The 26,117-nt window shown below is 34.7% G+C and carries 23 protein-coding genes; 19 read left to right on the forward strand and 4 right to left on the reverse strand.

The window, feature by feature from the left end; genetic code table 11:
• Positions 1-409: transposase (locus N4A68_00665; GenBank protein MCT4562829.1), on the forward strand; the 409-nt coding region annotated here is incomplete at its 5' end.
• A gap of 611 nt (positions 410-1,020) precedes the next feature.
• Here the strand turns inward: N4A68_00665 and N4A68_00670 are convergent.
• Complete coding sequence (locus N4A68_00670; protein MCT4562830.1) at positions 1,021-1,512, reverse strand: hypothetical protein; 492 nt, start codon at positions 1,510-1,512, stop codon at positions 1,021-1,023.
• 463 nt (positions 1,513-1,975) lie between these two features.
• Between N4A68_00670 and N4A68_00675 the strand changes: the two genes are divergently transcribed.
• Positions 1,976-2,389: a putative ABC transporter permease gene (locus N4A68_00675; GenBank protein ID MCT4562831.1), complete on the forward strand. Its 414-nt coding sequence runs from the start codon at positions 1,976-1,978 to the stop codon at positions 2,387-2,389.
• A 340-nt stretch (positions 2,390-2,729) separates the two neighbouring features.
• Entirely contained in the window at positions 2,730-6,260 is a 3,531-nt protein-coding gene (gene nifJ / locus N4A68_00680) for a pyruvate:ferredoxin (flavodoxin) oxidoreductase (protein ID MCT4562832.1), read from the forward strand.
• A gap of 32 nt (positions 6,261-6,292) precedes the next feature.
• Here the strand turns inward: nifJ and N4A68_00685 are convergent, their stop codons facing one another.
• Complete coding sequence (locus N4A68_00685; GenBank protein ID MCT4562833.1) at positions 6,293-6,460, reverse strand: DUF3787 domain-containing protein; 168 nt, start codon at positions 6,458-6,460, stop codon at positions 6,293-6,295.
• A gap of 293 nt (positions 6,461-6,753) precedes the next feature.
• Here N4A68_00685 and mnmA point away from each other — a divergent pair, with 293 nt between their 5' ends.
• The 7 genes from mnmA to N4A68_00720 all read left to right on the forward strand — a co-directional run bounded on the left by mnmA (position 6,754) and on the right by N4A68_00720 (position 15,069).
• Complete coding sequence (mnmA, locus tag N4A68_00690) at positions 6,754-7,848, forward strand: tRNA 2-thiouridine(34) synthase MnmA (GenBank protein ID MCT4562834.1); 1,095 nt, start codon at positions 6,754-6,756, stop codon at positions 7,846-7,848.
• Between the two features lie 207 nt (positions 7,849-8,055).
• Positions 8,056-9,675, forward strand: coding sequence for a cache domain-containing protein (locus tag N4A68_00695; GenBank protein ID MCT4562835.1), 1,620 nt, complete (start codon positions 8,056-8,058; stop codon positions 9,673-9,675).
• A gap of 156 nt (positions 9,676-9,831) precedes the next feature.
• Positions 9,832-11,385, forward strand: coding sequence for a spore germination protein (locus tag N4A68_00700; protein MCT4562836.1), 1,554 nt, complete (start codon positions 9,832-9,834; stop codon positions 11,383-11,385).
• A 4-nt stretch (positions 11,386-11,389) separates the two neighbouring features.
• The gene (locus N4A68_00705) at positions 11,390-12,553 is read left to right on the forward strand and encodes a Ger(x)C family spore germination protein (GenBank protein ID MCT4562837.1); all 1,164 of its coding nucleotides are present in this window, start codon (positions 11,390-11,392) and stop codon (positions 12,551-12,553) included.
• Positions 12,554-12,555: 2 nt separating this feature from the next.
• Positions 12,556-12,765 carry a hypothetical protein gene (locus N4A68_00710; GenBank protein ID MCT4562838.1) on the forward strand — a complete coding sequence of 70 codons (210 nt, stop codon included), beginning with the start codon at positions 12,556-12,558 and terminating at the stop codon, positions 12,763-12,765.
• Between the two features lie 26 nt (positions 12,766-12,791).
• On the forward strand, positions 12,792-13,937 hold the full coding sequence (locus N4A68_00715) for a Ger(x)C family spore germination protein (GenBank protein ID MCT4562839.1): 1,146 nt from the start codon (positions 12,792-12,794) through the stop codon (positions 13,935-13,937).
• 22 nt (positions 13,938-13,959) lie between these two features.
• Positions 13,960-15,069 carry an endospore germination permease gene (locus N4A68_00720; protein MCT4562840.1) on the forward strand — a complete coding sequence of 370 codons (1,110 nt, stop codon included), beginning with the start codon at positions 13,960-13,962 and terminating at the stop codon, positions 15,067-15,069.
• A gap of 19 nt (positions 15,070-15,088) precedes the next feature.
• On the opposite strand, the gene N4A68_00725 is transcribed toward N4A68_00720, so the two are convergent.
• Positions 15,089-16,165, reverse strand: coding sequence for an NAD(P)-binding protein (locus N4A68_00725; GenBank protein MCT4562841.1), 1,077 nt, complete (start codon positions 16,163-16,165; stop codon positions 15,089-15,091).
• A 623-nt stretch (positions 16,166-16,788) separates the two neighbouring features.
• Between N4A68_00725 and N4A68_00730 the strand changes: the two genes are divergently transcribed.
• The 4 genes from N4A68_00730 to N4A68_00745 all read left to right on the forward strand — a co-directional run bounded on the left by N4A68_00730 (position 16,789) and on the right by N4A68_00745 (position 18,896).
• A complete protein-coding gene (locus tag N4A68_00730; protein ID MCT4562842.1) occupies positions 16,789-16,998 on the forward strand; it encodes a hypothetical protein in 210 nt (69 codons plus the stop codon).
• A 9-nt stretch (positions 16,999-17,007) separates the two neighbouring features.
• Positions 17,008-17,235 (forward strand): PA2169 family four-helix-bundle protein, encoded by a 228-nt coding sequence (locus N4A68_00735; protein MCT4562843.1) that lies wholly within the window; start codon positions 17,008-17,010, stop codon positions 17,233-17,235.
• Between the two features lie 28 nt (positions 17,236-17,263).
• Positions 17,264-17,713: a hypothetical protein gene (locus N4A68_00740; protein MCT4562844.1), complete on the forward strand. Its 450-nt coding sequence runs from the start codon at positions 17,264-17,266 to the stop codon at positions 17,711-17,713.
• Between the two features lie 91 nt (positions 17,714-17,804).
• Entirely contained in the window at positions 17,805-18,896 is a 1,092-nt protein-coding gene (locus N4A68_00745) for an NAD(P)-binding protein (protein ID MCT4562845.1), read from the forward strand.
• Between the two features lie 127 nt (positions 18,897-19,023).
• Here N4A68_00745 and pepV read toward each other — a convergent pair whose 3' ends face one another.
• On the reverse strand, positions 19,024-20,412 hold the full coding sequence (gene pepV, locus N4A68_00750) for a dipeptidase PepV (GenBank protein ID MCT4562846.1): 1,389 nt from the start codon (positions 20,410-20,412) through the stop codon (positions 19,024-19,026).
• A gap of 197 nt (positions 20,413-20,609) precedes the next feature.
• Between pepV and N4A68_00755 the strand changes: the two genes are divergently transcribed.
• The 5 genes from N4A68_00755 (at position 20,610) to N4A68_00775 (ending at position 25,906) form a co-directional block, all read left to right on the forward strand.
• Complete coding sequence (locus N4A68_00755; protein ID MCT4562847.1) at positions 20,610-21,173, forward strand: uracil-DNA glycosylase; 564 nt, start codon at positions 20,610-20,612, stop codon at positions 21,171-21,173.
• Between the two features lie 182 nt (positions 21,174-21,355).
• On the forward strand, positions 21,356-21,865 hold the full coding sequence (nuoE, locus tag N4A68_00760) for an NADH-quinone oxidoreductase subunit NuoE (protein ID MCT4562848.1): 510 nt from the start codon (positions 21,356-21,358) through the stop codon (positions 21,863-21,865).
• 21 nt (positions 21,866-21,886) lie between these two features.
• On the forward strand, positions 21,887-22,273 hold the full coding sequence (locus N4A68_00765) for a (2Fe-2S) ferredoxin domain-containing protein (protein MCT4562849.1): 387 nt from the start codon (positions 21,887-21,889) through the stop codon (positions 22,271-22,273).
• 62 nt (positions 22,274-22,335) lie between these two features.
• On the forward strand, positions 22,336-24,135 hold the full coding sequence (nuoF, locus tag N4A68_00770; GenBank protein ID MCT4562850.1) for an NADH-quinone oxidoreductase subunit NuoF: 1,800 nt from the start codon (positions 22,336-22,338) through the stop codon (positions 24,133-24,135).
• A gap of 16 nt (positions 24,136-24,151) precedes the next feature.
• Complete coding sequence (locus N4A68_00775) at positions 24,152-25,906, forward strand: NADH-dependent [FeFe] hydrogenase, group A6 (protein ID MCT4562851.1); 1,755 nt, start codon at positions 24,152-24,154, stop codon at positions 25,904-25,906.
• The last annotated feature ends 211 nt before the right edge of the window (positions 25,907-26,117 follow it).

Here is a 26,117-nt window from a genome sequence, read left to right on the forward strand (position 1 = left end):
ATTAGAACAAGTAATGCGTAGGATATGTGGAAGTTATGTTTATTGGTACAACAGTAAATACGACAGAATAGGAAACTTATTTCAAGATCGATTTAAAAGTGAGCCCGTAGAAGATGATAAATATCTCCTAACTGTCCAGCGATATATTCATCAAAACCCTATTAAAGCTGGATTAGTAACTAATATAGAAGAATACAAATGGAGTAGTTATCATGAATATGTAAATAAAGCAGAGCTAATTGATATAGGCTTTACACTTAATATATTCAATAATGATAGAAAAAAGGCAATAGAAGGATTTACTCAATATAATAATGAGGTCAATGATGATGCTTGTTTAGATATAGAGAAAAGACGCCGCATAACCGACGAAGAAGCAAGAACAATAATAAAAAATTATGTAAGATAAACCATGCATCAGATTTACAAAACTTTGATAGATGTACAAGAAATATATATTTGAGAAAACTAAAAGAAAAATACAAGTTATCAATTAGGCAAATCGCTAGACTTATAGGTATTATTCCAAAAGCATAATAGTGTCAACAACTCCGTCCCTGCGACATGCGTCCCTGCGACATGTGCGTCCCCGCTACATATGGATGAAGAAATAGTAAAGGATTCCAAGACTTTAAATGAGAGAGTAAGAAATATTATAAGTGAAAATTTGAACACTACTCTATAATGGAATAGTGTTTTTTAATAGACAAAGGGACTTCTCTGCCTTTTACCTAATGACATGGATGTAGGGCATATACCTTAATCGAAGAAAAGACGATAGTTCCATAGTGAAACTATCGTTTCAGACTGTAAACTCCTGGATCAGCAGGAGCTTTTATTGTATCTTAAATTAGTCTTTAGAATATTGTTTTCAGGTATTTCAATACATTTTAAAAGTAAAGAATATCGTTAAAGCCTAAATAAAAAGCATTGCTAAACTCTATTTTTAAGATGTTAGCAATGCTTTTTTGCTTATGCATAATTTAGAACAAAAAATTTTTAAAAATATTTCATCTTCCTTTAATGCTCATGATGATATTCCCACCATTTACAAGTATTTGGATCATGCTCTCTTAGTTTAGCTTTCCAATCATTGATATATTTTTTTAAATTATCAATATTCTCTTCATGTGTCTCAATTCCAGCTTCTAAAGCTTGTTTATCTTTTTTTAATTTTTCAAGTGTAGCCCTGTCCGCAGCTGCATTATATGCGTACTCAAGTGATAGTTCGGGATTAGTTGTAGCATAAAAAGCAGCTAGATATTTATTTTGTGTATAGCTCTTTTCAGTATCAGACATTTCACATTCTACGTTATATATTTTCATATTTATTTCTTCAATTTTACTTCTTTGTTCTAAAACCAAGTCGTTGTATCTAGCAATTTTATCCATCCAACTTTGTTGATCTGGGCAGGTTCCATTTATCAAATCTCCGTAAGCAGCAAAAACGTTAAGAGATGTAATGGTGAAAACTGATAAGATCATAATACATATTAACAATTTTTTTTTCATAAAAAAGCTCCTCTCATTAATTATTATAAAATATGCGCGCAAAAGAAGTATAGCATAAAAAAAAAAAAAAATGTAGAAAAATGTAAAAAAAATAAAGTTGTAATATTATGAATATTTAAAATTAATTTATGGATAAGAATATCTTAAATAGTATTTTACAATATTATTCCTTCAAACCATTGGAATTACTAAATTTAAAATATCAGTTAATTTTAACATTTGGATATGAAATGATTGTAGCAACAAATAAGTAATATAATTACAAAAAAAGAAAGCCTTGAAAATGATGGATAAGGCAAGAAAAATGAATGTGTGGGAGATTGAAGGATATATAGTATTTATCCCAATAATTTAGGTAAGGATTTAAAGGGTTGTCTCAAAATTTAGGCTATTGTCTTTGAGACAGCTCTTTTTTTATTGAAATAATATAAATAATTTACTAAATTAAGGTAAAAATAAATACATGATAGGCAGATTTGTAATTTATGGACTTTTTGGCTGGTGCATGGAAGTGTTTTGGACTGGGCTTGGATCTTTTTTAAAAGGAGATATCAAATTGACTGGGCAAACATATATATGGATGTTTTTCATATATGGCTTGGCAATTTTTTTTGAACCTATCCATCAAAGAATTGGGGGCTTAAATTTTATTTTAAGAGGAGGTATATATACGGTATTAATATTTACAGTAGAGTATTGTACTGGATGGATATTGAGAAGGGTCTTAGGCATATGTCCATGGGATTATAGCAACAGCAATTTTTCAGTTAATGGGCTAATAAGATTAGATTATACGCCTGTATGGTTTATAGCTGGGCTTTTATTTGAAAAAGTACACTATGGGTTAGAAACAATAGGTAGGGTTTTTAATATTTAGATCAAATTAAAGATAAACAACTTCAAGGTTTAATATATTTTAAATCTTAATGTTGTTTATCTATAGAGGAAATTGCATAACTCTGACTTGGCTAAACCTAATATGGGAATATCATTCTTAATTTGAATATTTAAGATATAGCATATTTGGTGGTATAGGTTTGGGGATTTTAAAACTATATATAGTAGATAGTTTTTGTAATAAGTAATTATGCAATTCGCTCTATATATAATTGTCGATTCACTCAATTTTATGAATGATATAAGAAAAATGTAAAATACTAAAAAATGTATGAGAAACTGGTTTTACTTTAACCAGATCAAAGGATGGAGGTTGTTTTATGGCAAAAAAAATGAAGACCATGGACGGCAATGAAGCTGCTGCATATGTTTCATATGCATTTACTGAAGTGGCGTCCATATATCCGATTACACCTTCTTCTCCAATGGCTGAATTAGTAGACCTATGGTCAGCAAAGGGGAAGAAAAATCTTTTTGGTCAGACCGTCAGAGTAGCAGAGCTGCAATCTGAAGCAGGGGCTTCGGGGTCAGTTCATGGGTCATTACAGGGAGGGGCTTTGACTACTACATACACGGCTTCCCAAGGCTTATTATTGATGATACCCAATATGTATAAGATTGCAGGAGAACTTCTTCCAGGGGTATTTCATGTAAGCGCCCGTGCTGTAGCAGCCCATGCATTATCTATATTTGGGGATCATCAGGATGTAATGGCAGCTAGACAAACTGGCTTTGCATTACTAGCCTCTGGAAGTGTACAAGAAGTGATGGATCTAGGGGGAATAGCCCACTTATCTGCTATAAAATCAAGAATTCCATTTCTTCATTTCTTTGATGGCTTTAGGAATTCCCATGAGGTACAAAAGGTTGAAGTTATTGATTATGAAGATTTTAGAAGTATATTGGATTACGATTCCGTTGAAGAATTCAGAAATAACTCATTAAATCCTATGCGTCCTGTACTAAGGGGAACAGCTCAGAACCCGGATATTTATTTTCAAGGAAGGGAATCCATAAATCCTTTCTATGAAAAGGTTCCGGATATTGTTCAAGGATATATGGATGAAATCAGTAAAATCACAGGTAGAGAATATCATCCATTTAATTATTATGGAGCCCAGGATGCCGAGCGGATAATCATAGCCATGGGGTCCGTATGTGATACCATAGAGGAAACCGTCGATTATTTGATGGATAAAGGAGAAAGGGTTGGAGTAATAAAGGTTCATCTGTATAGACCTTTTTCACCCAAATATTTCTTCAAGATTCTACCACATACAGTTAGGAAGATTGCTATATTGGATAGAACTAAGGAACCCGGTGCTTTAGGTGAGCCCCTTTATGAGGATGTTAGAAGTTTATTCTATGAAAGGGATGAAAAGCCGGTTATAGTAGGAGGTAGATATGGATTAGGTTCTAAGGATACAACACCATCCCAAATTATTACAGTATTCAATAATCTCAAGGGAGTAAATCCTAAAAATAATTTTACAATAGGTATTATCGACGATGTTACCAATACTTCCCTAGTGGATCAAGGTGAAGTAGAAACCACACCAGCGGATACAATAAGCTGTAAGCTATGGGGATTAGGATCAGATGGTACAGTGGGAGCAAATAAAATTGCTATCAAAATTATTGGAGATAAAACTGATTTGTATGCCCAGGGATATTTCTCCTACGATAGTAAAAAATCCGGTGGAACCACAGTATCCCATTTAAGATTTGGAAAGAAACCTATAAAATCTTCATATCTAGTAAATAGGGCCGATTATGTAGCATGTCATAACAAGTCCTATGTATATCACTATGATTTACTTAAAGGACTTAAAGAAAAGGGAACCTTTGTACTAAATTGTCCTTGGAGGGAAGAAGAGTTAAGTGAAAAGCTGCCGGCTTCTCTTAAAAGATATATATGTGAAAATAACATACAATTCTACATCATTGATGCGGTAGGAATAGCCCATGATATTGGGCTTGGCGGTAGAATAAATATGATTATGCAGTCAGCCTTCTTTAAACTAACAGAAGTGATTCCAATAGAGGATGCTGTAAAATATCTTAAGCAATCTATTGAAGCCACATATGGTAAAAAAGGTCAAAAAATTGTTGATATGAACTTTGCAGCCGTAGATAGGGGAGTGGATGGATTTATTAAGGTAAATGTGCCGGAGTCATGGGGCAATGTACGGGATGAAGAAGTGAATGTAAAGGATGAACCAGAATTTATTAAAAATATCCTAAGACCTATGGCTAAACAAGAGGGGGATGACCTTCCAGTTAGTTCCTTCAAGGGTAGAGAAGATGGAACCTTTCCCCTTGGAACCACAGCATTTGAGAAACGTGGTATAGCCGTAATGATACCACAGTGGCAAACCGATAAGTGTATTCAGTGTAATCAATGTGCATATGTTTGCCCCCATGCAGTACTAAGGCCGTTTTTGCTAAATGAAGAGGAAAAGAAAAATGCTCCAGATACCTTTGAGACTAAGAAGGCCATAGGTAAGGGTTTTGACGGACTAGAATACCGTATGCAAATAAGTCCATTAGATTGTACTGGATGCGGCAATTGTGCAGATATATGTCCAGCACCCCAGAAGGCATTAGTAATGGTAAATGCAGAGGAGGAGACACCAAGGCAAACAGGAAACTGGGAATATGCCGTAAATAATTTGCCATATAAAGATGGTTTAATGAATAAGCATTCCGTAAAGGGAAGTCAGTTTGCCCAGCCACTGCTTGAGTTCTCAGGAGCATGTGCTGGCTGTGGAGAAACTGCTTATGTAAAATTAGCCACACAATTATTTGGAGATAGAATGATGATCGCCAATGCAACGGGATGTTCCTCCATATGGGGAGGTAGCGCACCATCTGTTCCATTCACCACTAATGCATGTGGGCATGGTCCTGCTTGGGCAAATTCCCTATTTGAGGATAATGCTGAGTATGGATATGGAATGTATTTAGCGGCAAAACAGATAAGAGAAAGACTAAGGGATTTGATGGAGCAAGGACAAGGAGCAGAGCTTCCTAATGAATGTAAGGAAGCCTTTACTGAATGGATAGAGGCAATGTATGATGGGGAAGCTTCAAAGGCGGCTAGCAAGAGGCTGTTATCTGTCATAGATAAACAGGAGTTTAGGGGAAATAAGATCGTTGATGAGATTATAAAGAAAAAGGATTATCTTGTTAAGCAGTCACAGTGGATAGTTGGTGGAGATGGTTGGGCCTATGATATTGGCTATGGAGGTCTAGATCATGTATTGGCTTCCGGTGAAGATGTAAATATTCTAGTTATGGACACAGAGGTTTATTCCAATACGGGAGGACAATCCTCAAAGGCAACACCAACAGCGGCTGCGGCAAAATTTGCTGCTTCAGGTAAAAAGATACGAAAAAAAGACCTTGGCATGATGGCGATGAGTTATGGCTATGTATATGTCGCTCAGGTTGCGATGGGCTCCAATATGAATCATACAGTAAAGGTCTTTGTGGAAGCCGAAAATTATAAAGGGCCATCCTTAATCATAGCCTATGCTCCATGTATAAGCCATGGTATAAAGACTGGCATGGGAACCTCCGTTGTACAGGAGAAAAAGGCAGTTGAATCAGGATATTGGCATCTATATAGATATAATCCTTTACTAAAACAGCAAAATAAGAATCCATTTGTACTAGACTCTAGAGAGCCTAAAGCATCCTTTAGGGACTATATACTAGGTGAGGTTAGATTTGCACAGATTGAGAATACCTTCCCTGATATAGCCCAAGAGTTGTATCTAAAAGCTGAACAGGATGCAAAGGATAGGTACGAAACATATAAAAGACTTTCGGAGATGCAGTATAATTAATAAAAGTTCAGGGACATTGAGTCCCTGAACTTTTATTTCTGATTTTTATCTACCCATTCCTTAGCATTTTCAACTTCAAATTTACTGGGCAAAGGAACTCTTGAATTTTTTTTGATGTGTTCGATATTTGCCCATGCCGCAGTTTCATGTTTTTCAATGGGAATTGACATGCTTTTTTCTTTATATTTATTATCTGACATATAAGCCCTCCTTTAAAATATTTTGTGAAATTATTTTCTTAAACTCGGATTATCCATAGAAAATTTTAAATCCTCCTGGGTTCCTTTGTCTTTAGGTCATTTATCAAATCCTTGATGTGCCGCCTTGGTATGCCTTCAAATTCTATAAATGCCTTAGAAATCAAAACCCTTTGCACTTTTCTAAACCTTCTATGAATAATCCTAGCTTAATTATTATTTGCAAAATAACAAAATATATATATTGAAAAATTCAAATAATATTGTTAAACCATCAAAAAGAAAGGCTGGTCAAGATGGACAAGGATATAAGAAATACTAAGGTGATTATTGGTATGTCAGGAGGAGTAGATTCCTCGGTTGCAGCCCTTCTACTAAAAAAACAAGGCTATGAAGTAGTAGGAATATTTATGAAGAATTGGAGTGATGAGGATGAACTTGGATTCTGCTCAGCCGAAGAAGACTATGAGGATGTTAGAAAGGTATGTGATCAAATAGATATACCTTACTATACAGTGAATTTTGAAAAGGAATATTGGGATAGAGTTTTTGAATACTTCTTGGATGAATATAAAAAAGGTCGTACTCCCAATCCAGATGTGCTTTGCAATAAAGAGATAAAATTCAAGGCTTTTCTAGATTATGCAATAAAACTGGGAGCTGATTATCTTGCGACGGGTCATTATGCAAGGGTAGATTTTCATGATGGAGGATACAGGCTGCTTAGAGGTATGGACGAAGGCAAGGATCAAACCTATTTTCTATGTGCATTAGGTCAATATCCTCTTTCAAAAACAATATTCCCCATTGGGCATTTAACAAAGGACAGGGTAAGAGGGATTGCCGCAGAAGCTGGATTAGAAACTGCTGGAAAGAAGGATAGTACAGGGATATGTTTTATAGGAGAAAAGAATTTCAAAGAGTTTCTCAGCAATTATCTACCCGCAATGAAAGGTGAAATCAAGAGTTTTTCCGGTGAAGTATTAGGAACCCATGATGGACTCATGTATTATACCATAGGACAAAGAAAAGGACTGGGAATCGGAGGTAGAGGTAGTGGACAGCCTTGGTTTGTTGCTAGTAAGGACGTAAAAAACAATATATTATATGTTGTTCAAGGTGAAGATAATCCTGCTTTATACTCAAAGGGATTAGTGGCTGAGGGGCTTCATTTAATAAGTGAAAAAAAACGGGAAAAGTCCTTCACCTGTACTGCAAAGTTTAGGTATAGACAAGAGGACAAGAAGGTCACCGTGCATATGAAATCAAATAATAGCTGTCAGGTTATTTTTAATAAACAACAAAAAGCCGTTACAGAGGGACAGTTTGTGGTTTTTTACGATGGAGAGGTATGCCTAGGTGGTGGAGTTATAGATGAGATATTGAAGTAATAAAAAAATCCATGGGGTATATTACTATGAAGAGCTTTATTTTGATATACCCCATTAAAAAATAAGTATAATATGCAAATTTCTCAATTATTAGCAAAAATAATTTCTTGAAAAGATATTAATAAATATGTAAAATATTATAGACAACTACCCCCCATAATCTAATACCTTAAATAGGATATTAACATGAAGATGGAGTGAATAGCCTTGAACAGACTCCTAAAGTTCTTTAGTAAAAACAAAGCAGTAAGCATTAGATATCTGAGTATTTTGCTAATATTGATTTATATACCCATGGCCTTATATGTAAACTTTGTTTATATTAGAACAATCGATGCAGTTGAAAAAGAGAAAATCGAGGATGTTGAACAAATATTGAGGCAGACTAGCAAGTCTGTCAATTTTGCATTGCATAATATTGAAAAGGGTGTTTCAAAAATTACCAAGCATAATGGCATACGAGTAAGTGTACAAAACTTTGAAACTCTAACTCCATTTTACAAAAGTAGGATATCTCAGTTCACAAAAGAGCAGTTTAATATCTTAAAAAATAATATTCCATATATTGAGGGATTTGTATGTATAAACAACAAGGGACATATTATTTCCTCTAATCACGACATAGTAATAAACGGTGAAAATTTTTTTGAAAGCAACTCCTTTAAAGAATTGGTTTCCAAGGAAAATGACTTTTTATGGCAATATGATGTTCCAGATTATATTTATTTTAAGTCAAGGGATGAGAAATTTTTATTTTTAGTATATAAGATATTTGATTTAGAAAACTCACAAAATGTAGGATACTGTTTTGTAACCATAGATTCCCATAGCTTTAAGGATTTATATAATGATACATATATCGGCAATACTGGAGGAGTTGTTATCTGCGATGGAGATAATAACCCTGTTCTGAGTACAAAAAATTATAATGTACCTAAACCAATATTGAATCATTTAGTAAAAGAACAGAACTTCTATAAAATGAATGAAGTAGATATTTCCGAGAACAGACATTTTGTTGGAATAGCTAAATTATATCCTATAAACTGGTATCTTGTAGCTACGGTACCGAAGGATGAGCTGACTAAAACTGTGAAAAAGAATTTTAAAAACAATTTCACGCCAATCATTCTTATAAGTCTTGTTACTGCATTGGTGATAGTTATTGAAACTTTGATACTTTCTAAAGTAGTCACGGAAAAGGAGATGGCAAACTATCGTCTAGTATTGAGTGAAAAAATGAATGAAAAGCTGAGGGTGTACAAACATGATTTTACAAATCATTTACAAATAATATGGGGACTTATGGAGCTTCAGCACTATGATAAGGCACTAAGCTATTTAATAAAAGCAAGTAATGAAGGAGTTACCATAAAAGAAAAATATGAGATAGGCATTCCAGAGATAGAGTCAACCATTTTTTCTATTTTATCAAAGGCGAGGGAACGTAATATTGAAGTAGTATTAGACTGTATAAAACTTCAATCGGATTTACCCGTTAAGATTTATGATTTAACTAAGATATTATCTAATCTATTAAAGAATGCTATTTATGCCTTAGATAAGGCAGAGTCAGAGGAGAAAAAGCTTATAATAAAAATATATGAGGATCTAGGTGAGTATGTATTTGAGGTGGTTAACAATGTACCACTTATTCCCCAAAATATGAAGGAAAAAATATTTGAAAAGGGATTCACTACAAAGGGAAAAGACGGAAGTGGATTAGGACTTCATATAGTTAAAAAGCTAGTTGAAAAAAATAAAGGTAATATGGAGCTTTGTGTGGATGAAGAGGGTAATCATTTCATAGTAAGGTTCCCCTATTAATATAAAGTGAGAGAGAATTCGTTTTAATGAATTCTCTTTTTTCTTTTTTATTGGGTATATTTTTGCAGGGCTACATACAAACTAATAATACCTTTATTGGATTAAATGTTTATTAATAGAAAAAAATTCTTATAAAAATATATGAAGGGTGACGATATGTTTAAGATATTAAAAGACAAAATACTAGGCAAAAAAAATCGGAAAACAGTTGTAACTGCAGAGGATTGGAAGCTATATAAGGATTTGGATGAAAATATAGAGCTATTTAAAAAGATATTCAATAACGATGATACGATTAGATTCAGAGGATTTGAAACCAAGGGGCCATCTTCCTTAAAATGCTGTTTAGTTTTTATAGATGGGATGGTAAATAAGGAAATCGTAAATGAGAATATAATTCAACCCGTAGTTGAGCTTTCGCCCCAGGATTTAGATATAGATAAAAAAGTAATAGATATTTTTAAAGACAGCATAATTGTTTCTAGTACAGTTAAAATACAGAAGGATGTTTATGACCTATTAAGTTCATGCTTATATGGAGATGCTATTTTATTGGTGGATGGTTTTAATGAAGCCCTATTAATAGATTCTAAGGGTTGGAATACAAGATCCATAGAGGAACCAAGCTCTGAGAGAATAGTTAGGGGACCAAGGGAAGGCTTCAATGAGGCTATTATGACAAATTTAACATTAATAAGGAGAAAAATAAGAAGTACTGATTTAAAATTCAAATTTAGGGAATTAGGTACCCGTACAAAAACAAAGATTTGTATTTGCTATGTGGAAGGCTTAGCCAGCAAGGAAATACTCGCTGAACTGAATAAGCGATTAGATGATATAGAGATAGATGGAATATTAGAATCCGGATATGTAGAGGAGCTTGTCAAGGATTCTCCATTATCTCCATTTACAACCATAGGAAATACTGAAAGACCAGATATAGTAGCAGGCAATTTACTAGAAGGAAGAATTGCTTTGATAGTAGATGGAACGCCCCATGTTCTCACCTTACCCCATGTTTTTATCGAATATTTTCAAGCAAATGAGGACTATTATCATGGTTTTATCTATGCCTCAATAAATAGATTTATTAGAATATTTGCCTTTTTCCTTTCAACCAGTGTCCCTGCCATATACATAGCTTTAACCACCTTTCATCAGGAAATGATACCTACGCCGCTGCTTCTTAGTATTTCTGCAGCAAGGGAAGGAGTACCATTTCCCACTATAGTTGAAGCACTGTTTATGCTCCTTGCCTTTGAGATACTAAGGGAAACTGGAGTTAGACTTCCCAAGCCCGCCGGTTCCACAATAAGCTTTGTTGGGGCATTGATCCTAGGCGAAGCTGCAGTTACTGCAAGATTTGTTAGCGCACCCATAGTAATAGTTACTGCTTTAACTGGTATATCTAACTTTCTACTGCCTCAAATGGTGGGAGCATTAATAGTTGTTAGACTCATATTTTTATTGTTATCTGCTTTTTTAGGACTCTATGGTTATATCTTTGGAGTTATAGGTTTATTCATTCATCTTATGGCCATGAAATCCTTTGGAATACCGTATATGTTGAACATCGGTTCTTTAGATATGCAGGATATAAAGGATACTGCTATTAGAGCGCCATGGTGGGTCATGTATCTGAGACCTAAGCTTATTGGGGATAATAATAAAGTCCGACAAACCAATGATGGATTGCATGAAAAGAGGTAATAGCATGGGAAAGAAAAGATTTCTAATAGTCCTCTTAATAATGACCAGTTTATTCATACCTGGCTGCTGGAATTATAGTGAAATTAGTGATAAAAGAATAGTTTCAGGAGCAGCAGTAGACTATAACAAAGAAAAAAATATGCTTGAATTGACAGTAGAAATAGTAAGGCCCGTAATGGAAGGTGGGCAAACCCAGATCAAGCCTGAAAATTTTACTGGTCTTGGAGATAATTTGTTCAATGCAATAAGAAATTTGATATCTAAAACTGGTAAGAAGGTATTCTGGAGTCATGCCAAGGTGTTTATTTTGAGTGAAGATATAATTAAGGAAAAAGAAAAATTCTTAAGTATTATTGATTTTATTAAACGGGATTCTGAGACTAGGGATGACATAATGCTTCTTGTATCCAGGGAAGAAACAGCAAAAAAGATTTTTGAAACAAATGCTAAGGTACAAGAAATTAACTCTTTTCACCTTGAGGATATGCTTCAGAATCAAAAAAGTATATCCAAGTATCGTGCAGTACCTCTTTGGAAATTCGTTGATGAACTATCCACTGAAGGAATATCACCCACCCTGCCCACTGTAAATATAGCTGAATTTAATAAAAAGAAGATTGGGCAGATATTTGGAACCGCTGTATTTAAAGGACTAGAAAAGATAGGCTGGTTAAATGGAAGCGAGACAAAAAGCTTTTTGTTTGTTATCGATGAATTAAAGGGGGGGACATTAGTAACGGAGGAAACAGAAATAACGAAGGAACCAATAAGAATAACCTTTGAGATATTTAATAATAAAACTAAAGTAAAACCCATATATAGGGATGGAAAGCTTACTATGAAAGTGGACATTAAAACTATGGTCAACATTATTGAGATAGATGGAACCTTAGATTTTATGGATGAAAAAAATCTAGGAATGATTCAAAAAAATGGAGAAGATACCATTGAGAAAATGGTGCAAGATGTAATCAAAAAAGTACAAGAAGAATATAAAAGTGATATTTTTGGATTTGGTGCTATTGTCAGTAGAGAAATGCCAGAGCTATGGACGGTATTAAAGACCGATTGGGAGAATACTTTTTCTAAGCTAGATGTAGAAGTAGATGGGACTTTGAACATAAGGGGTAGTGCATTGAGATCAAAAACAATAAAGATAGGAGACTAAAAATGTTTGTTCTAGTGATATTAGGATATCTCATAATTGGTACCATAGAGATGGTTCCTTTATATAAAAAAAATAAAACAAAGGAGCTTGTTGTATATAGCATCTTTTTTGCAGCTGCTTTTATCATAAGCTTGCTTTTGATACTAGGAGTAGAAATCCCAAGTCCTGCGAAGGGTATAGAAACCATAGTCAATGCAATATTAGGAAAGTAATTATTAATAATAAAGAGGGTAGTAGCATGAAGAAAATATATTTTTTAATAATAGTAATAAGTTCATTTATGCTTGCAGGATGTTGGAATTACAGAGATGTAAACAAAATGAGATTCGTAGCCGGAGTTGCTATTGACTATGATAAGGAAAAGAATGAATACATCAGTACCAGTGAAGTTGTTAGGCTTATAGAAGGTGGACAAAGCTTTGGGAGTACATTGTTTCAAAGTAAGGGGCTTACGGTATTTGATGCCGTAAGGGATACAGTAATGAAGAATGCCAGAAGATTATATTGGGGCCATGCAAAGGTCATAATATTAGGCCCGGACATTGTGGATAAGAATATATTATCCATACTGGATTATGCCAGTAGAGATTCAGAATTTAGAGACGATATATGGATATTAGTTTCAGCAGAGGAAACAGCTAGTAAAATATTTGAAAAAACCTTTGAAAAACGTGAAAGCATAACCTCCTTCCACATAGATGATATATTAAGAAACGAAAAAAGTATTTCTACATATCATGGCATTCCTACGTGGAGGTTTATTAAAGATATCTATGCAGAAGGAATCTCTCCCACACTTCCAATGGTGAAAGTCGCAAAGAAGAATGGAGAAAAAGTTGCAAAAGTTGGTGGGCAAGCAGTTTTTAAAGGGAATAAAATAGTAGGAACCCTAAATGAAATTGAAACCAAAGCCTATTTATGGGTTATAAACAGGATAAAAGGTGGATTAGTTACTATAGAAACCAGTGCAGCCGGTAGGAAGGTAGACGTAACCATGGAATTGTTCAGTAGCAAGACAAAGTTAAAACCTAAAAAAATAGGGGATAAGATAATTATGATGATAGATATAGAAAGCGATTTTGGTATAGCTGAAATAGCTGGCAATGTAGATGTTATAGAAAAAAGTGCTAGGGAGATATTGAAAAAAGATACGGAAAAAGAAATAAAAAAACAGGTTGAAGATGTAATAAAAAAGGTACAGAAGGAATACGAAAGTGATATATTTGGATTTAGTACAAAAATAAAAGCTAAGATGCCAGAGGAATGGAGAAAAATCGAATCAAATTGGGATATGGTTTTTAGTGGAATGAAAACAGAAATAAATGTAAAGGTAAATATAAATGGCAGCGCATTAGCATCTAAACCCATAAAGGTGGAAGACTAAATATATCTAGGAGGAAGTATCATTGAATAAAGAATTAATATCAGATATTCAGGGAATATGCTTAATTATTTTATTTATTTCCGGTAGTACACTAGCTTTACCAACTGGTATTGCTGCTGGGAGAGATCTTTGGCTGGCTATATTATTGGCATTAGTTCTTGCAATTCCACTGTATCTAATATATTCCAGACTGCTTTCACTTTATCATGGTAAGGATATATTTGGTATACTAGAGGCCGTATTTGGAAAATTCTTTGGGAAAGCTGTGGGATTAATATTTGTTGTATATGCTTTTCATCTAGGTACACTGGTATTAAGGGATCAAGGAGACTATCTTGTAGCTATTTCCCTACCAGAAACTCCCATTATCATACCAACAATAATAGTAGTTATACTGTGTACTCTTGTGGTGAAAGCAGGTATAGAAGTGCTAGGAAGATGGTCAAAGCTTTTCGTAATATTAAATGCACCAATTCCAACGATTATGATACTTATGTTGATTCCTCAAATGGATATTTGCAATATTATGCCAATACTATATAAAGGCACCAAGCCATTTTTGAAAGGCACCCTACAAGCATTATCATTTCCATTTGGAGATGTAGTAGTTTTTTTGATGGTTTTTTTTGCTTTAAAATCAAAAAAATCTTCATACAATGTATTTATCAAGGGATTGTTATGGGGAGGATTTTTAATAATCGGGGTTTCCCTTGCTGAGATACTGGTCTTAGGTGAGGATTTATACGCAGCGACTTATTTTCCAAACCATAGTGCCGCTAGCAAGGTTAGTATTGGAGATCTTTTACAAAGGTTAGAGGTTATTGTTATAGTAGCAACCTTAACTTCTTTTTTTGTTAAAATAAGCATATGCCTATTGGCTGTTTGTAATGGCATATCTAAGATATTGGGTTGTAGAGAATATAGATTTATAGTAGCACCCATAGCCTTGCTCATGTGTAATTTCTCTTACTTTATCCATGATAATATCATTATGAAAACTAAATGGGTAGATAGTATAGGCATATACTACTTCTTGCCTCTTCAAGTGGGGATACCTATTCTTATTTTAATAGCAGCTGAGATCAAACAAAGACGAATCAAAAACAATACGAGAAGAGTAAATAGAAAATAAAAGAATTTTTTGAAAAATTTCATTTCCTATTTTTTGAAAAATTATTATAAAGCTTACCTATGGAAGTAATATTGTTTATTTTGAAACAAGGATTGTTATAAATAAGTGGTTTTATAATAGGTAGACCTAGGAATTTTATTAATCTATCCAAATCCTTATTACTAAACTTATCTATGGCCCCACGAAGCTTTCTCATATTTGCTATATTATTTATCTGATTGCTTAATAGCTCATTAATATCGAGATTATTATATATAGCTTTTGCAGTCAAGATTCCACTTTCTATGGCTGATATGAAACCAAAACCTAAAAAATTATCTACTAAGCCTCCAGAGTTCCCTATTAGGAAGATATTATTTCTTTGTAATGTTTCTACAATACCTGTATTAAATTCATAATCTCTAGTGGATAGGATTTTATATTGAAGATTTTCTTTAGATAAAAAATTCTTCCAATAATAATCTAATTCACTTTGACTAATATTGTCAACTATCAAGGCTAAAATTGCTTTAGACCCATTATGGGGTAAAATGTAAATATATCCGTTTTTAGCATATTCTTTATTAAACCATAGCTCCATTGCATGGGAATTAAAATCTCCCAGTATAGTGGCTATTCTCATTTGGGCATAAAATGTTCGTGTAAAAATATTTAGTTTCTCAGCAGTTAAGCTGTTACCAGTTGCACATACCACGTAATCGAAATGAGTACTTAAGTCTATAGGGTCCACATAGGAATCAAAATGTATATTTGATTTTAATTTTTTATAAATTTGATTTTCTATTGAGGCTTCTCTCTTGTTTTTTTCAAATATATATCCTAATCTTCCCTTTACCGTTGTGGTAGAATTCGGTCCATGCATTGTAATCCTTTTTAGGGACTCAGTGGGCTTTATTTTAAGTCCATACTGTTTTTTTAGATACTTTGTTGAGGTTTCATTGAATTGATTATATATTTTCATACTGATAATGGTGTAATCTAATGAATCGCCAATTGAGTTTCCCATCTCAAAAATCTCAGGCATGATTCCTAACTTTTCTAATTCTAAGGCACATGATAGACCGGAAAGTCCTGCACCTACTATGGCAACCTTCATATACTTCAACTACCTTTACTATATTTTAATCTTGAATAAAAATACCTAAATAAAATTATCAAAACATATGCCCCAATGTACATAATAAGGGCAATAAGCAAGTTCATTCCCCTTTTATATATAAATAGTTTAGTGGTTTTTAGGGTTATTATTTCAATAACCATATTGTATGTAACAAAGAAGCCTATTAGAATAGTATTTTTTATTTTACTATTTGATAAATATTGACAGAAAAGCATTGCAATAATAGGGAAATAAATAAGGCTCGATATGATAGTTACCTCAGGATATCCAGGAGTTTTGAGAGGATATTCCCAATATCCCCAGTACAATCCTAGCATTTCCGCGGTATAGTTTTCGACCCCAATGAATAAGCCCACGGGAATCAACTCCTTAAGCCTTTTTTTATCAATCAATATGAGAAAAATTATTAATAAAATTATGATATTCCCATAAAAAAAAGTGCCAGTCCATATATATATATTCATTTATGATCCCATTCCTTAATATAAATTTTTATTGAATCCCTATCTAATTTCTACGTAAATCTTCATATCATTAAGTATAATATTTACCTAAGTAGAAAAAAATATTTAACAATAAATGCTTTATGGAGGATGAATATGAAAAAATTGTCTCAGCAGAACTTGATGGATACGGCTTTCATATTATCAGTAGAACATGAAGAGCTTCTTTTAAAGAAATATACAGAGGCAATGGACAATATTGATAATAAACGACTCAAAAAAGAAATAAAAGAACTTAAAGAGACTTCTAAGGAGCATGTTAAATTAATTAAAGATCTAATGATACAATTAAACCTTCAAAGTTAGGAGGCTATCATGAAGGATGTAGATATCTTAAAGGACATACTTGAGTACAGGATTTCCAATGAGCTGTTTTATAATCAAAATCTTATACATATTAGAAACCCTAGGGCTAGACAGCTTTTTGCTCAAATGAGGGACGATGAAATGAGAGAGATTATTAGGCTACAAGAAAAGATTGAAAGACTCCAATCAAAGCCATATATAATTTCTAAAATATTTCCAATAAAACAAAAATATTAAACCCAGATTATTGAATTGAGTGATTTAGATGGAATGGTCAATACTATTTACTATTAACTGGATATTGTTTTTTATATTAGTAGATTGGAAGACGTTTAAGAAAAATGTTTTTGGAGGATTATTTATTACCGTAGTAGAAATCTTTGTTGATTACCATTACACATCCCTTGGGTTATATACAATACATGATCCCATTATAGAATTCCTTGGATCATCTTTGTTTTTTTCACTAGGACCAGTTTTTGTTATAGGAACCCTAATGGCTCAATATCATCCCCATAAAAGGTGGATGATAGTAGTAAATATTATTGTTATATTTATATTATATTCAATAATGGAATTGATTTTAGTAAAAAGAGGCGTAGTTGAATATATAAATTGGAGCTATTTTGCCAGTTTAATTATAAATATTGGAGCAATGACAATACAAAGCTGGTTTATAATAATTGTTTTAGGAAAATGGAGAGAAAAAAGATGAGCATTAAATTATACATTATGATTTTGGTATCTATTGCTTTAGCAATTTTTACTTGGTTCAAAATATTAGATAGGTATGGGAGCTGAAACATTTGAAGGTTGCAATTATAGGAGCTGGAATCTCAGGGCTTTCATGTGCCCATGAATTTCAACGGCTGGGTGTAAAGCCAACGATATATGAAAAGAATGATTACATAGGAGAAATGCACCCCCATGTTGCGGCGATACTATCTATATTGCATAGACCTATGAAAGATTCACTTTCCTATTTTAGGGCGGATTTTGGATTGGATATTACTCCCTTAAACACACTTAATACCTTAGTTCACTATTCTGAAAGTAAAATTACTACTATAAAAGGTAACTTTGGGTATTTTTTTGAAAGAAGTAAGGAAAAAAAATCTGTTAAAAAGCAATTATATTCCCAGTTAGAAAAACCAAGGATCATATTTAACGAATTAGCCGATTATGAAAAGCTTTCAAAAAAGTATGATTACGTAATTGTGGGAAGTGGAAATTCAAATTTCACTCAAGAAAAGGGCTGCTGGTATGACTGGGTAACTACCCATGTAAAAGGGGCAACTGTTTTAGGAGAGTTTGATCCAAATACATTAATTATGTGGATAAATAAAGGGTATTGTAATAATGGCTATGCCTACCTTACACCATTTAACAGTAAAAGAGCAAGTTTAATACTGGTCGTAACGGATATAGCTGAAAAACAAGTAGATTTTTATTGGGACAAATTTTTATATTATGAAGATATAAAATGGAAGGTAGTAGAGGAATTCAGATTAAAGCACAACACGGGGTATGTATATCCTAATAAAATTGATAATTTATGCTTTGTTGGCAATGCGGGTGGAGGTATAGATCCTTTCCTTGGATTTGGAATGATGAATTCCTTAATAAGCGGAGCAATGGCGGCACGATCAATAGTAAAGGGATACGATTATAATAAGCTCACAAAGTTTATAAATAAGCAAAATTTAGATATGTATGAGTTTAGAAGAAGCTTCAATAAGCTAAATAATAGGGGACATAATATGATACTTACATCCATAGGGCTTCCAGGGATTAAGAAAATAATGTACTATTCTAATCTAAATGTTATAAAAACGGGAGGTAAAATCCTTGGCAGGATAAATAGATTGGATGAAAATAAACGACGTAAGAGGTATTAAATTTAAAAATGAAGACCTACGGGGCTTGAGGCCCGTAGGTTTTTTATTTTTAAAACCCATTAGTAAGACTCTAAAACTTGAGACTTGGAGCTTGTAACATATAAAGCGTGGTCACACGCTTTCATCATTACTTTGCCAATTCATATAATGCATTTGCATATATCTTTGTAATTTTGATCAAATCTTCAGTAGCTATATATTCATCCCTTTGATGGGCTAGTTCTGGTTGTCCCGGGAATAATGGGCCGAAGGCAACTGCATTTTCCATTGATCTAGCATATGTACCCCCACCAATGGTTATTGGCTCACTATTATCTCCAGTGAATTCTCTATAAACCTTCATTAGCTTTTGAATCAATTCATGATCCTTAGGTAGATATAGGGGTTCAGAATCTTCAATATGAACTATATCAATTTCACTACCCTTTAATTCTATTTCCATTCCTTCATACACATCTTTAGCTGTAAAAGTTACTGGGTATCTAATATTTACCGTAACCTTTACATCGGTTTCGTTCAAATCGATTATTCCCACATTGAATATAAGGCTTCCAGTAGCCTCATCCTCAAGTCCACAGCCTATTGATTCACCACCGTATTCCATTCCTATTTTTTCATTATATACCTTAATAAAATCAGCTATATCACCGGAGGCTAAATCCAAGGTGTTCAAAAATACCATGAGCTGGGATACCGCATTTTGGCCATGCTTAGGAAGGCTGCCATGGGCAGATATGCCATAGGATTTGATGATAGATATATCATTCTCTTCCTGTATTTCTAGCTTAATATTAGTTTTACTGACATAGTCTACTAGCTTTTCCTTTAACAAGGCATTAGAAGCAAGATGGGCTTCACAATAATCGGGAACCATATTTGGTCTATTGCCACCCTTTATTTTCAATACCTTTATTCCATCATCATTATATTTATTTCCAAGTCTTTTTACTAGGTCAAACATTAGGATACCCTTTTCACCATGGATTGCAGGGAATTCAGCATCTGGAGTAAAGGCAACGCTTGGAGCCTGTTCTTTATTTAAATAGTACTTTAAGCTTTCCCAGCTGCTTTCTTCATCTAGACCGAAAATAATACGGATTTTTTTATTTAGTTTCACACCGGAATCCTTAACTGCTTTCATAGCATATAATGCGGCTATGGCAGGCCCTTTATCATCTATAGTTCCCCTGCCAAAAATTTTTCCGTCGTGGATTTCTGCGGCATAAGGTGGATGAGTCCAATCATCGCCTTCGGGGACAACATCAAGATGGACTAATACACCTACAACCCCGTCACCACTGCCAAATTCAGCATGGCCAGCATAGTTATCTAAATTTTTGATTTCAAATCCAAATTCTTTAGATAAATCCAAAGCATACATGAAGCATTCATGGATATCCCTTCCAAAGGGCATTCCCTCCTGGGGATGGTCCTTTACACTTTTTAGCTTAATAATCTCTTTGGTAGATGTGATGATTTCATCACGCATTTCTTCAATTCTTTTCTCAAAGTTCATACTCATACCCCCAATATAAATTTTCCTTTATATTACTCCATTTTAGAAAAATTTTCAATAGAGCAAATTGTATGATTACTTTTTATAAACCCTATAGTAATAAATAAAACTTTGATTTCAAACTGTTTTATTAGTATAATTACCATAAATGGGAGTTTCATTAAAAATACTGTAAGTACTGGTAAGGTGATAAAAATATGTATACTTTAGATGAACTTAGGGCAATTACTTATAGTTGCAGGAAATGTAGGTTATGTGAAAGCCGAACTAACGTAGTTTTTGGACAAGGTGATCCCAATGCAGATATCATGTTTATAGGAGAGGGCCCAGGTAGAGAAGAGGACTTAAGCGGTGAGGCCTTTATAGGAGCGGCGGGTAAGCTGCTCACAAAGGCAATAGAAGCTATTGGATTTAAAAGACAAGAAGTTTACATAGCAAATATAGTAAAATGTCGTCCACCTAACAATAGGAATCCTAAGGATGATGAGATGCAGGCGTGTATTCAATATCTCAGATGGCAGGTAAAGCTCATACAGCCTAAGATAATTGTATGTTTAGGGTCTATAGCTTCGAAGAATATAATAGACAAGAATCTAAGGATTACAAAGGAAAGAGGACAATGGATAGAAAAGAAGGGTTGTATGATACTTCCCACCTTCCATCCAGCGGCTTTGCTTAGGGACGAAGGTAAAAAAAGACCTTTTTGGGAAGATTTTAAGAAGATCAAGGAAATGTATGGGGAACTAAAGAAGAATGAATAAAAATTAGGGAAAAATACAGCTGTAATATATATTGTAGCTGTATTTTTTTGATTTATAAATACATATGATTTCTATTTATATGAAAAGAAAGTCCAGATTTTCGTATTAAAAATGCCTAAATAAGGAAATATTAAATAAGTAAAGAGCTTCAAACCCATATTTTGAAAGGATGGTGAGATCATATGACAACACCTAAAGAAATAAGTGTGCCTGAAAAAACAGATAATTTACCAAAGGAAAAATTTGATGAATTAGATAGGTATATTGCTGGCCTTAAGACTACAAAGGGAGCATTAGTACAGATACTTCATAGGGCTCAGCATATTTTTGGATATTTACCAAGGGAAGTACAGCTTTTTATAGCAAGAAAGCTTGGAATACCAGGGGCTGAGGTTTTCGGAGTAGTAAGTTTTTACTCTTATTTCACCACGAAGCCCGTGGGACAACATATTATTAGCGTATGCATGGGCACGGCATGTTTTGTAAGAGGAGCCGATAGAATTACGGAGAGTTTAAAGGAAAAGTTAGGAATTGGTTCCAATGAGACCACAGAGGATGGACTATTTACTTTAAAGGATGTTAGGTGTATAGGAGCCTGTGGATTGGCACCGGTAGTTATGGTAGATGAAAAGGTATATGGACGAGTAAAGGAAGAAGACATCGATGAAATATTAAATCAATATCGTGGATAAAAAAATAGGAGGTGTAGTCAAATGGAAGTTAAATCCCTTGAGGATCTAAAGAAAATTCGTGAGGAATCCTTAAACAAAGTTAAATTAAGGGATAAGGGTGAAGGAGATCAGATTGAGATATTAGTAGGCATGGCAACCTGTGGTATTGCATCCGGTGCAAGGGAAACCTTAAATGCAATAGTGGACGAGATATCTAAAGAGGATATTGATAATGTAAAGGTCGTACAAGTAGGCTGTGTGGGCTACTGTCATTCAGAACCATGTGTTCAGGTCAATATTCCAGGAGAAAAACCTGTTCTATATGGAAAAATAGATGAAAACAAAGGAAGAGAAATAGTTAAAAAGCATATAAAGGAAGGAAAGCCACTAAAGGATTTCATATTAGATGTTACCTTTGAACGAGCATAAATTCACTGAATATTTCTTTGCTTTAAGTTGTTTATCTCTACTAATTAATGAGGAGGTAGGATATGGGCAGTAATTTTCGCACAAACATAATGGTTTGTGGAGGTACAGGCTGTGTAGCAAGTGAGAGTGAAAAAGTAATCAAGAATCTCAACCTTATTCTTAAGGCCCGTGGATATGAAAAAGAAGCTAAGGTAATAAAAACAGGATGTTTTGGATTTTGCGAGCAAGGCCCCATTGTTAAGATAGAGCCTGATAATGTTTTTTATGTTAGGGTTACTCCAAAGGATGCTAAGGATATCATAGATGAACACATAGTAAAGGGTAGGAGAGTTGAAAGACTTCTATATAAAGAACCTGAAAAGGGTGAAATAATTGAAACCCATGAAAAAATGCCCTTTTATAAAAAACAACTAAGAATTGCCCTCAGAAATTGTGGACTTATAAATCCAGAGGATATATATGAGTATATTGCACTAGATGGTTATGAATCCCTTGGAAAAGTAGTCAGCACCATGACCCAGGATGAGATTATTGACATTGTAAAAAGATCAGGGCTCAGAGGTCGCGGCGGAGGAGGCTTTCCCACTGGCTTGAAATGGGAGTTCACAAAAAAGGCTCAGGGTGATACTAAATATATTATATGCAATGCAGATGAAGGTGACCCGGGAGCATTCATGGATAGGAGCATATTAGAGGGTGATCCCCATAGTGTTCTTGAGTCAATGGCTATAGCAGGATATGCAGTAGGTGCCCAGCATGGGCTTATATATATTAGGGCGGAATATCCCCTTGCCATAGAAAGACTTAATATAGCCATAGATCAAGCTCGAAATCTAGGTCTTTTAGGTGAAAATATTTTTAATTCCAATTTCAGCTTTGATATTGAATTGAAATTTGGAGCTGGAGCCTTCGTATGCGGAGAAGAAACGGCTCTGATAAATTCAGCTGAGGGTAGACGTGGGGAACCGAGATATAAACCTCCATATCCAGCAAATAGTGGACTCTGGGGTAAGCCTACCTGCGTAAACAATGTTGAAACCTTTGCAAATATTCCCCCCATTGTGATGAAGGGACCAGAATGGTTTTCCTCCATAGGCTCCGAAAAAAGTAAAGGAACAAAGGTTTTTGCCCTTGCAGGAAAGATCAATAATGTAGGTTTAATTGAAGTGCCAATGGGAACAACCCTTAGAGAAATAGTATTTGACATTGGAGGGGGAATCCAAGATGGTCGGAAATTTAAGGCTGTCCAAACGGGAGGCCCTTCTGGGGGAGTAATTACTGAAAAAGACCTTGATACTCCAATAGATTATGATAGCTTAAATGCTATTGGTTCTATGATGGGGTCCGGCGGTTTGATCGTAATGGATGATACTACTTGTATGGTGGATGTTGCTAAGTTTTACCTTGAGTTCACCCAGGATGAGTCCTGCGGTAGATGTACGCCATGTCGTGTTGGCACAAAGAGAATATATGAAATTTTAACAAGAATAACAGAGGGTAAAGGAAAAACCGAGGATTTGGATATACTTAAGCAATTATCCTATATGATAAAGGATAGCTCATTGTGCGGACTTGGACAAACTGCACCAAATCCTGTTTTAAGTACAATGAAACATTTTTGGGATGAATACATAGCCCATGTGGAGGACAAGGTGTGTCCTACTGGAAGATGCAAGGGGCTCGCAAAATATAAGATAGATCCAAAAAAATGTGTGGGATGTACGGCATGTGCCAGGGTATGCCCTGTGGATTGTATATCCGGCGAGCCTAAAAAGACCTATGTAATTGATGAAAGCATATGTATAAAATGCGGAGCATGCTTTAAAGCATGTAAATTTAGCGCAGTAATAAAACCTAAATAAGGAGTGAGGTGAGAATATGACTGAAAATAAGGATATGGTCACAATCACAATTAATGACCAGAAGCTCACAGTGCCAAAGGACATAACCATATTAGAAGCTTCAAATAAAGCGGGTATAAGGATACCAACACTATGTCATTTAGACTTACATGATTTAAAGGCAGTAAATCAGACGGCTTCATGTAGGGTCTGTATGGTCGAAGCACCGGGACGAGATACATTAGTTCCTGCATGTGTCACAAAGGTTCACGAGGGTATGGAAATCCGTACGGATTCCTTAAGGGCAATAAAAGCCCGTAGAATGGCAGTAGAACTACTATTATCAAATCATCCAAACGAATGTTTTACATGTCCTAAAAACATGGAATGTGAGCTTCAATCCTTAGCCCATGAGCTTGGGGTGAGGGATATAAAATGGGCTGGGGAGAAAATGAAATTTCCAAAGGATGTCTCAAGTGGTGCCATAGTAAAGGATGCAAATAAGTGTATAATGTGTAGGAGATGTGAGACCATGTGTAACGAGGTCCAAACCTGTGGGATACTTTCTGCTATCAGTAGGGGTTTTAATGCCTTTGTAGGGCCGGCATTCAATATACCCATGGTAGAGTCCTCTTGTACCTATTGTGGGCAATGTGTGGCTGTTTGCCCAACGGCGGCCTTAACTGAGGTTAACCATACGGATAAAGTATGGGAAGCTTTAAATGATCCAGATAAATATGTGGTTGTACAAACTGCACCGGCCATTAGAGTTGCCATTGGGGAGCTTTTTGGAATGGAGCCAGGCACCATAGTAACTGGAAAGCTGGCTACAGCTCTAAGACGTATGGGCTTCGACGCAGTTTTTGATACTGACTTTGCAGCGGATTTAACCATTATGGAGGAAGCATCGGAGCTTATACACCGCTTAGAACATGGGGGAACACTGCCCATGCTCACCAGCTGTTGTCCAGCGTGGGTAAAATTTATTGAGCATCAATTTCCAGAATTATTAGATATACCATCAACATGTAAGTCACCTCATATAATGATGGGGACTGTGGTTAAGACCTATTATGCAGAAAAAATGGGGATTGATCCAGAGAAATTAGTGGTAGTTTCAGTCATGCCTTGTATTGCTAAAAAAGCTGAAGCAAAGCGTCCTGAGCTTACTAAAGATGAAAATGATAATGTAGATATAGTAGTTACTACCCGTGAATTTGGATATATGCTAAAGGAAGCCGGAATAGACTTTGTAAATCTACCCGATAGTGACTTCGATAATCCCCTTGGGGAAAGCACTGGAGCATCTGTGATCTTTGGTACCACCGGTGGAGTTATAGAGGCTGCTATTCGTACTGCATATGACTGGATGACGGGAGAAGACCTTGAAAAGGTTGATTTTACACAGTTAAGAGGTATGGAAGGTATCAGAGAGGCCACGGTCAAAATAAATGATATGGATATCAAGATAGGTATAGCCCACGGTTTAGGAAATGCCCGTAGGCTTCTTGAAGATATAAGAGATGGGAAGTCCCACTATCATGCAATAGAGATCATGGCATGCCCCGGGGGATGTATAGGTGGTGGTGGACAGCCCTATCATCATGGGAATGATGAGATCGTTAAGAAACGTCAACAAGCAATATATAAAGAAGATAAGAGTAAGAAACTAAGAAAATCCCATGAAAATCCTGAGATAATAAAGCTATATGAAGAATATCTAGGTAAGCCCTATGGACATAAAGCCCACGAGCTTTTACATACCCATTATGAGGCAAGGGAGAGGATTTAATAAAAAGTATATCCATGAGGATCAATAAAAAAAGTCAAGGCTGGTATATCTCAGCTCTGACTTTTTTTATTAAAAAACTTTTATAATCAACATTTTGGAATATATATATAGATTTCCAAAAGTTAAACTTAATTTATACATCTCAAAATATCCGATGTTTCTAGGGATTTTTGATGTGTATAAATTAACTGTTTAACTGGAATATCTATAG

This window comes from Maledivibacter sp., assembly GCA_025210375.1.
In the GTDB taxonomy this organism is placed as follows: Bacteria; Bacillota; Clostridia; order Peptostreptococcales; family Caminicellaceae; genus JAOASB01.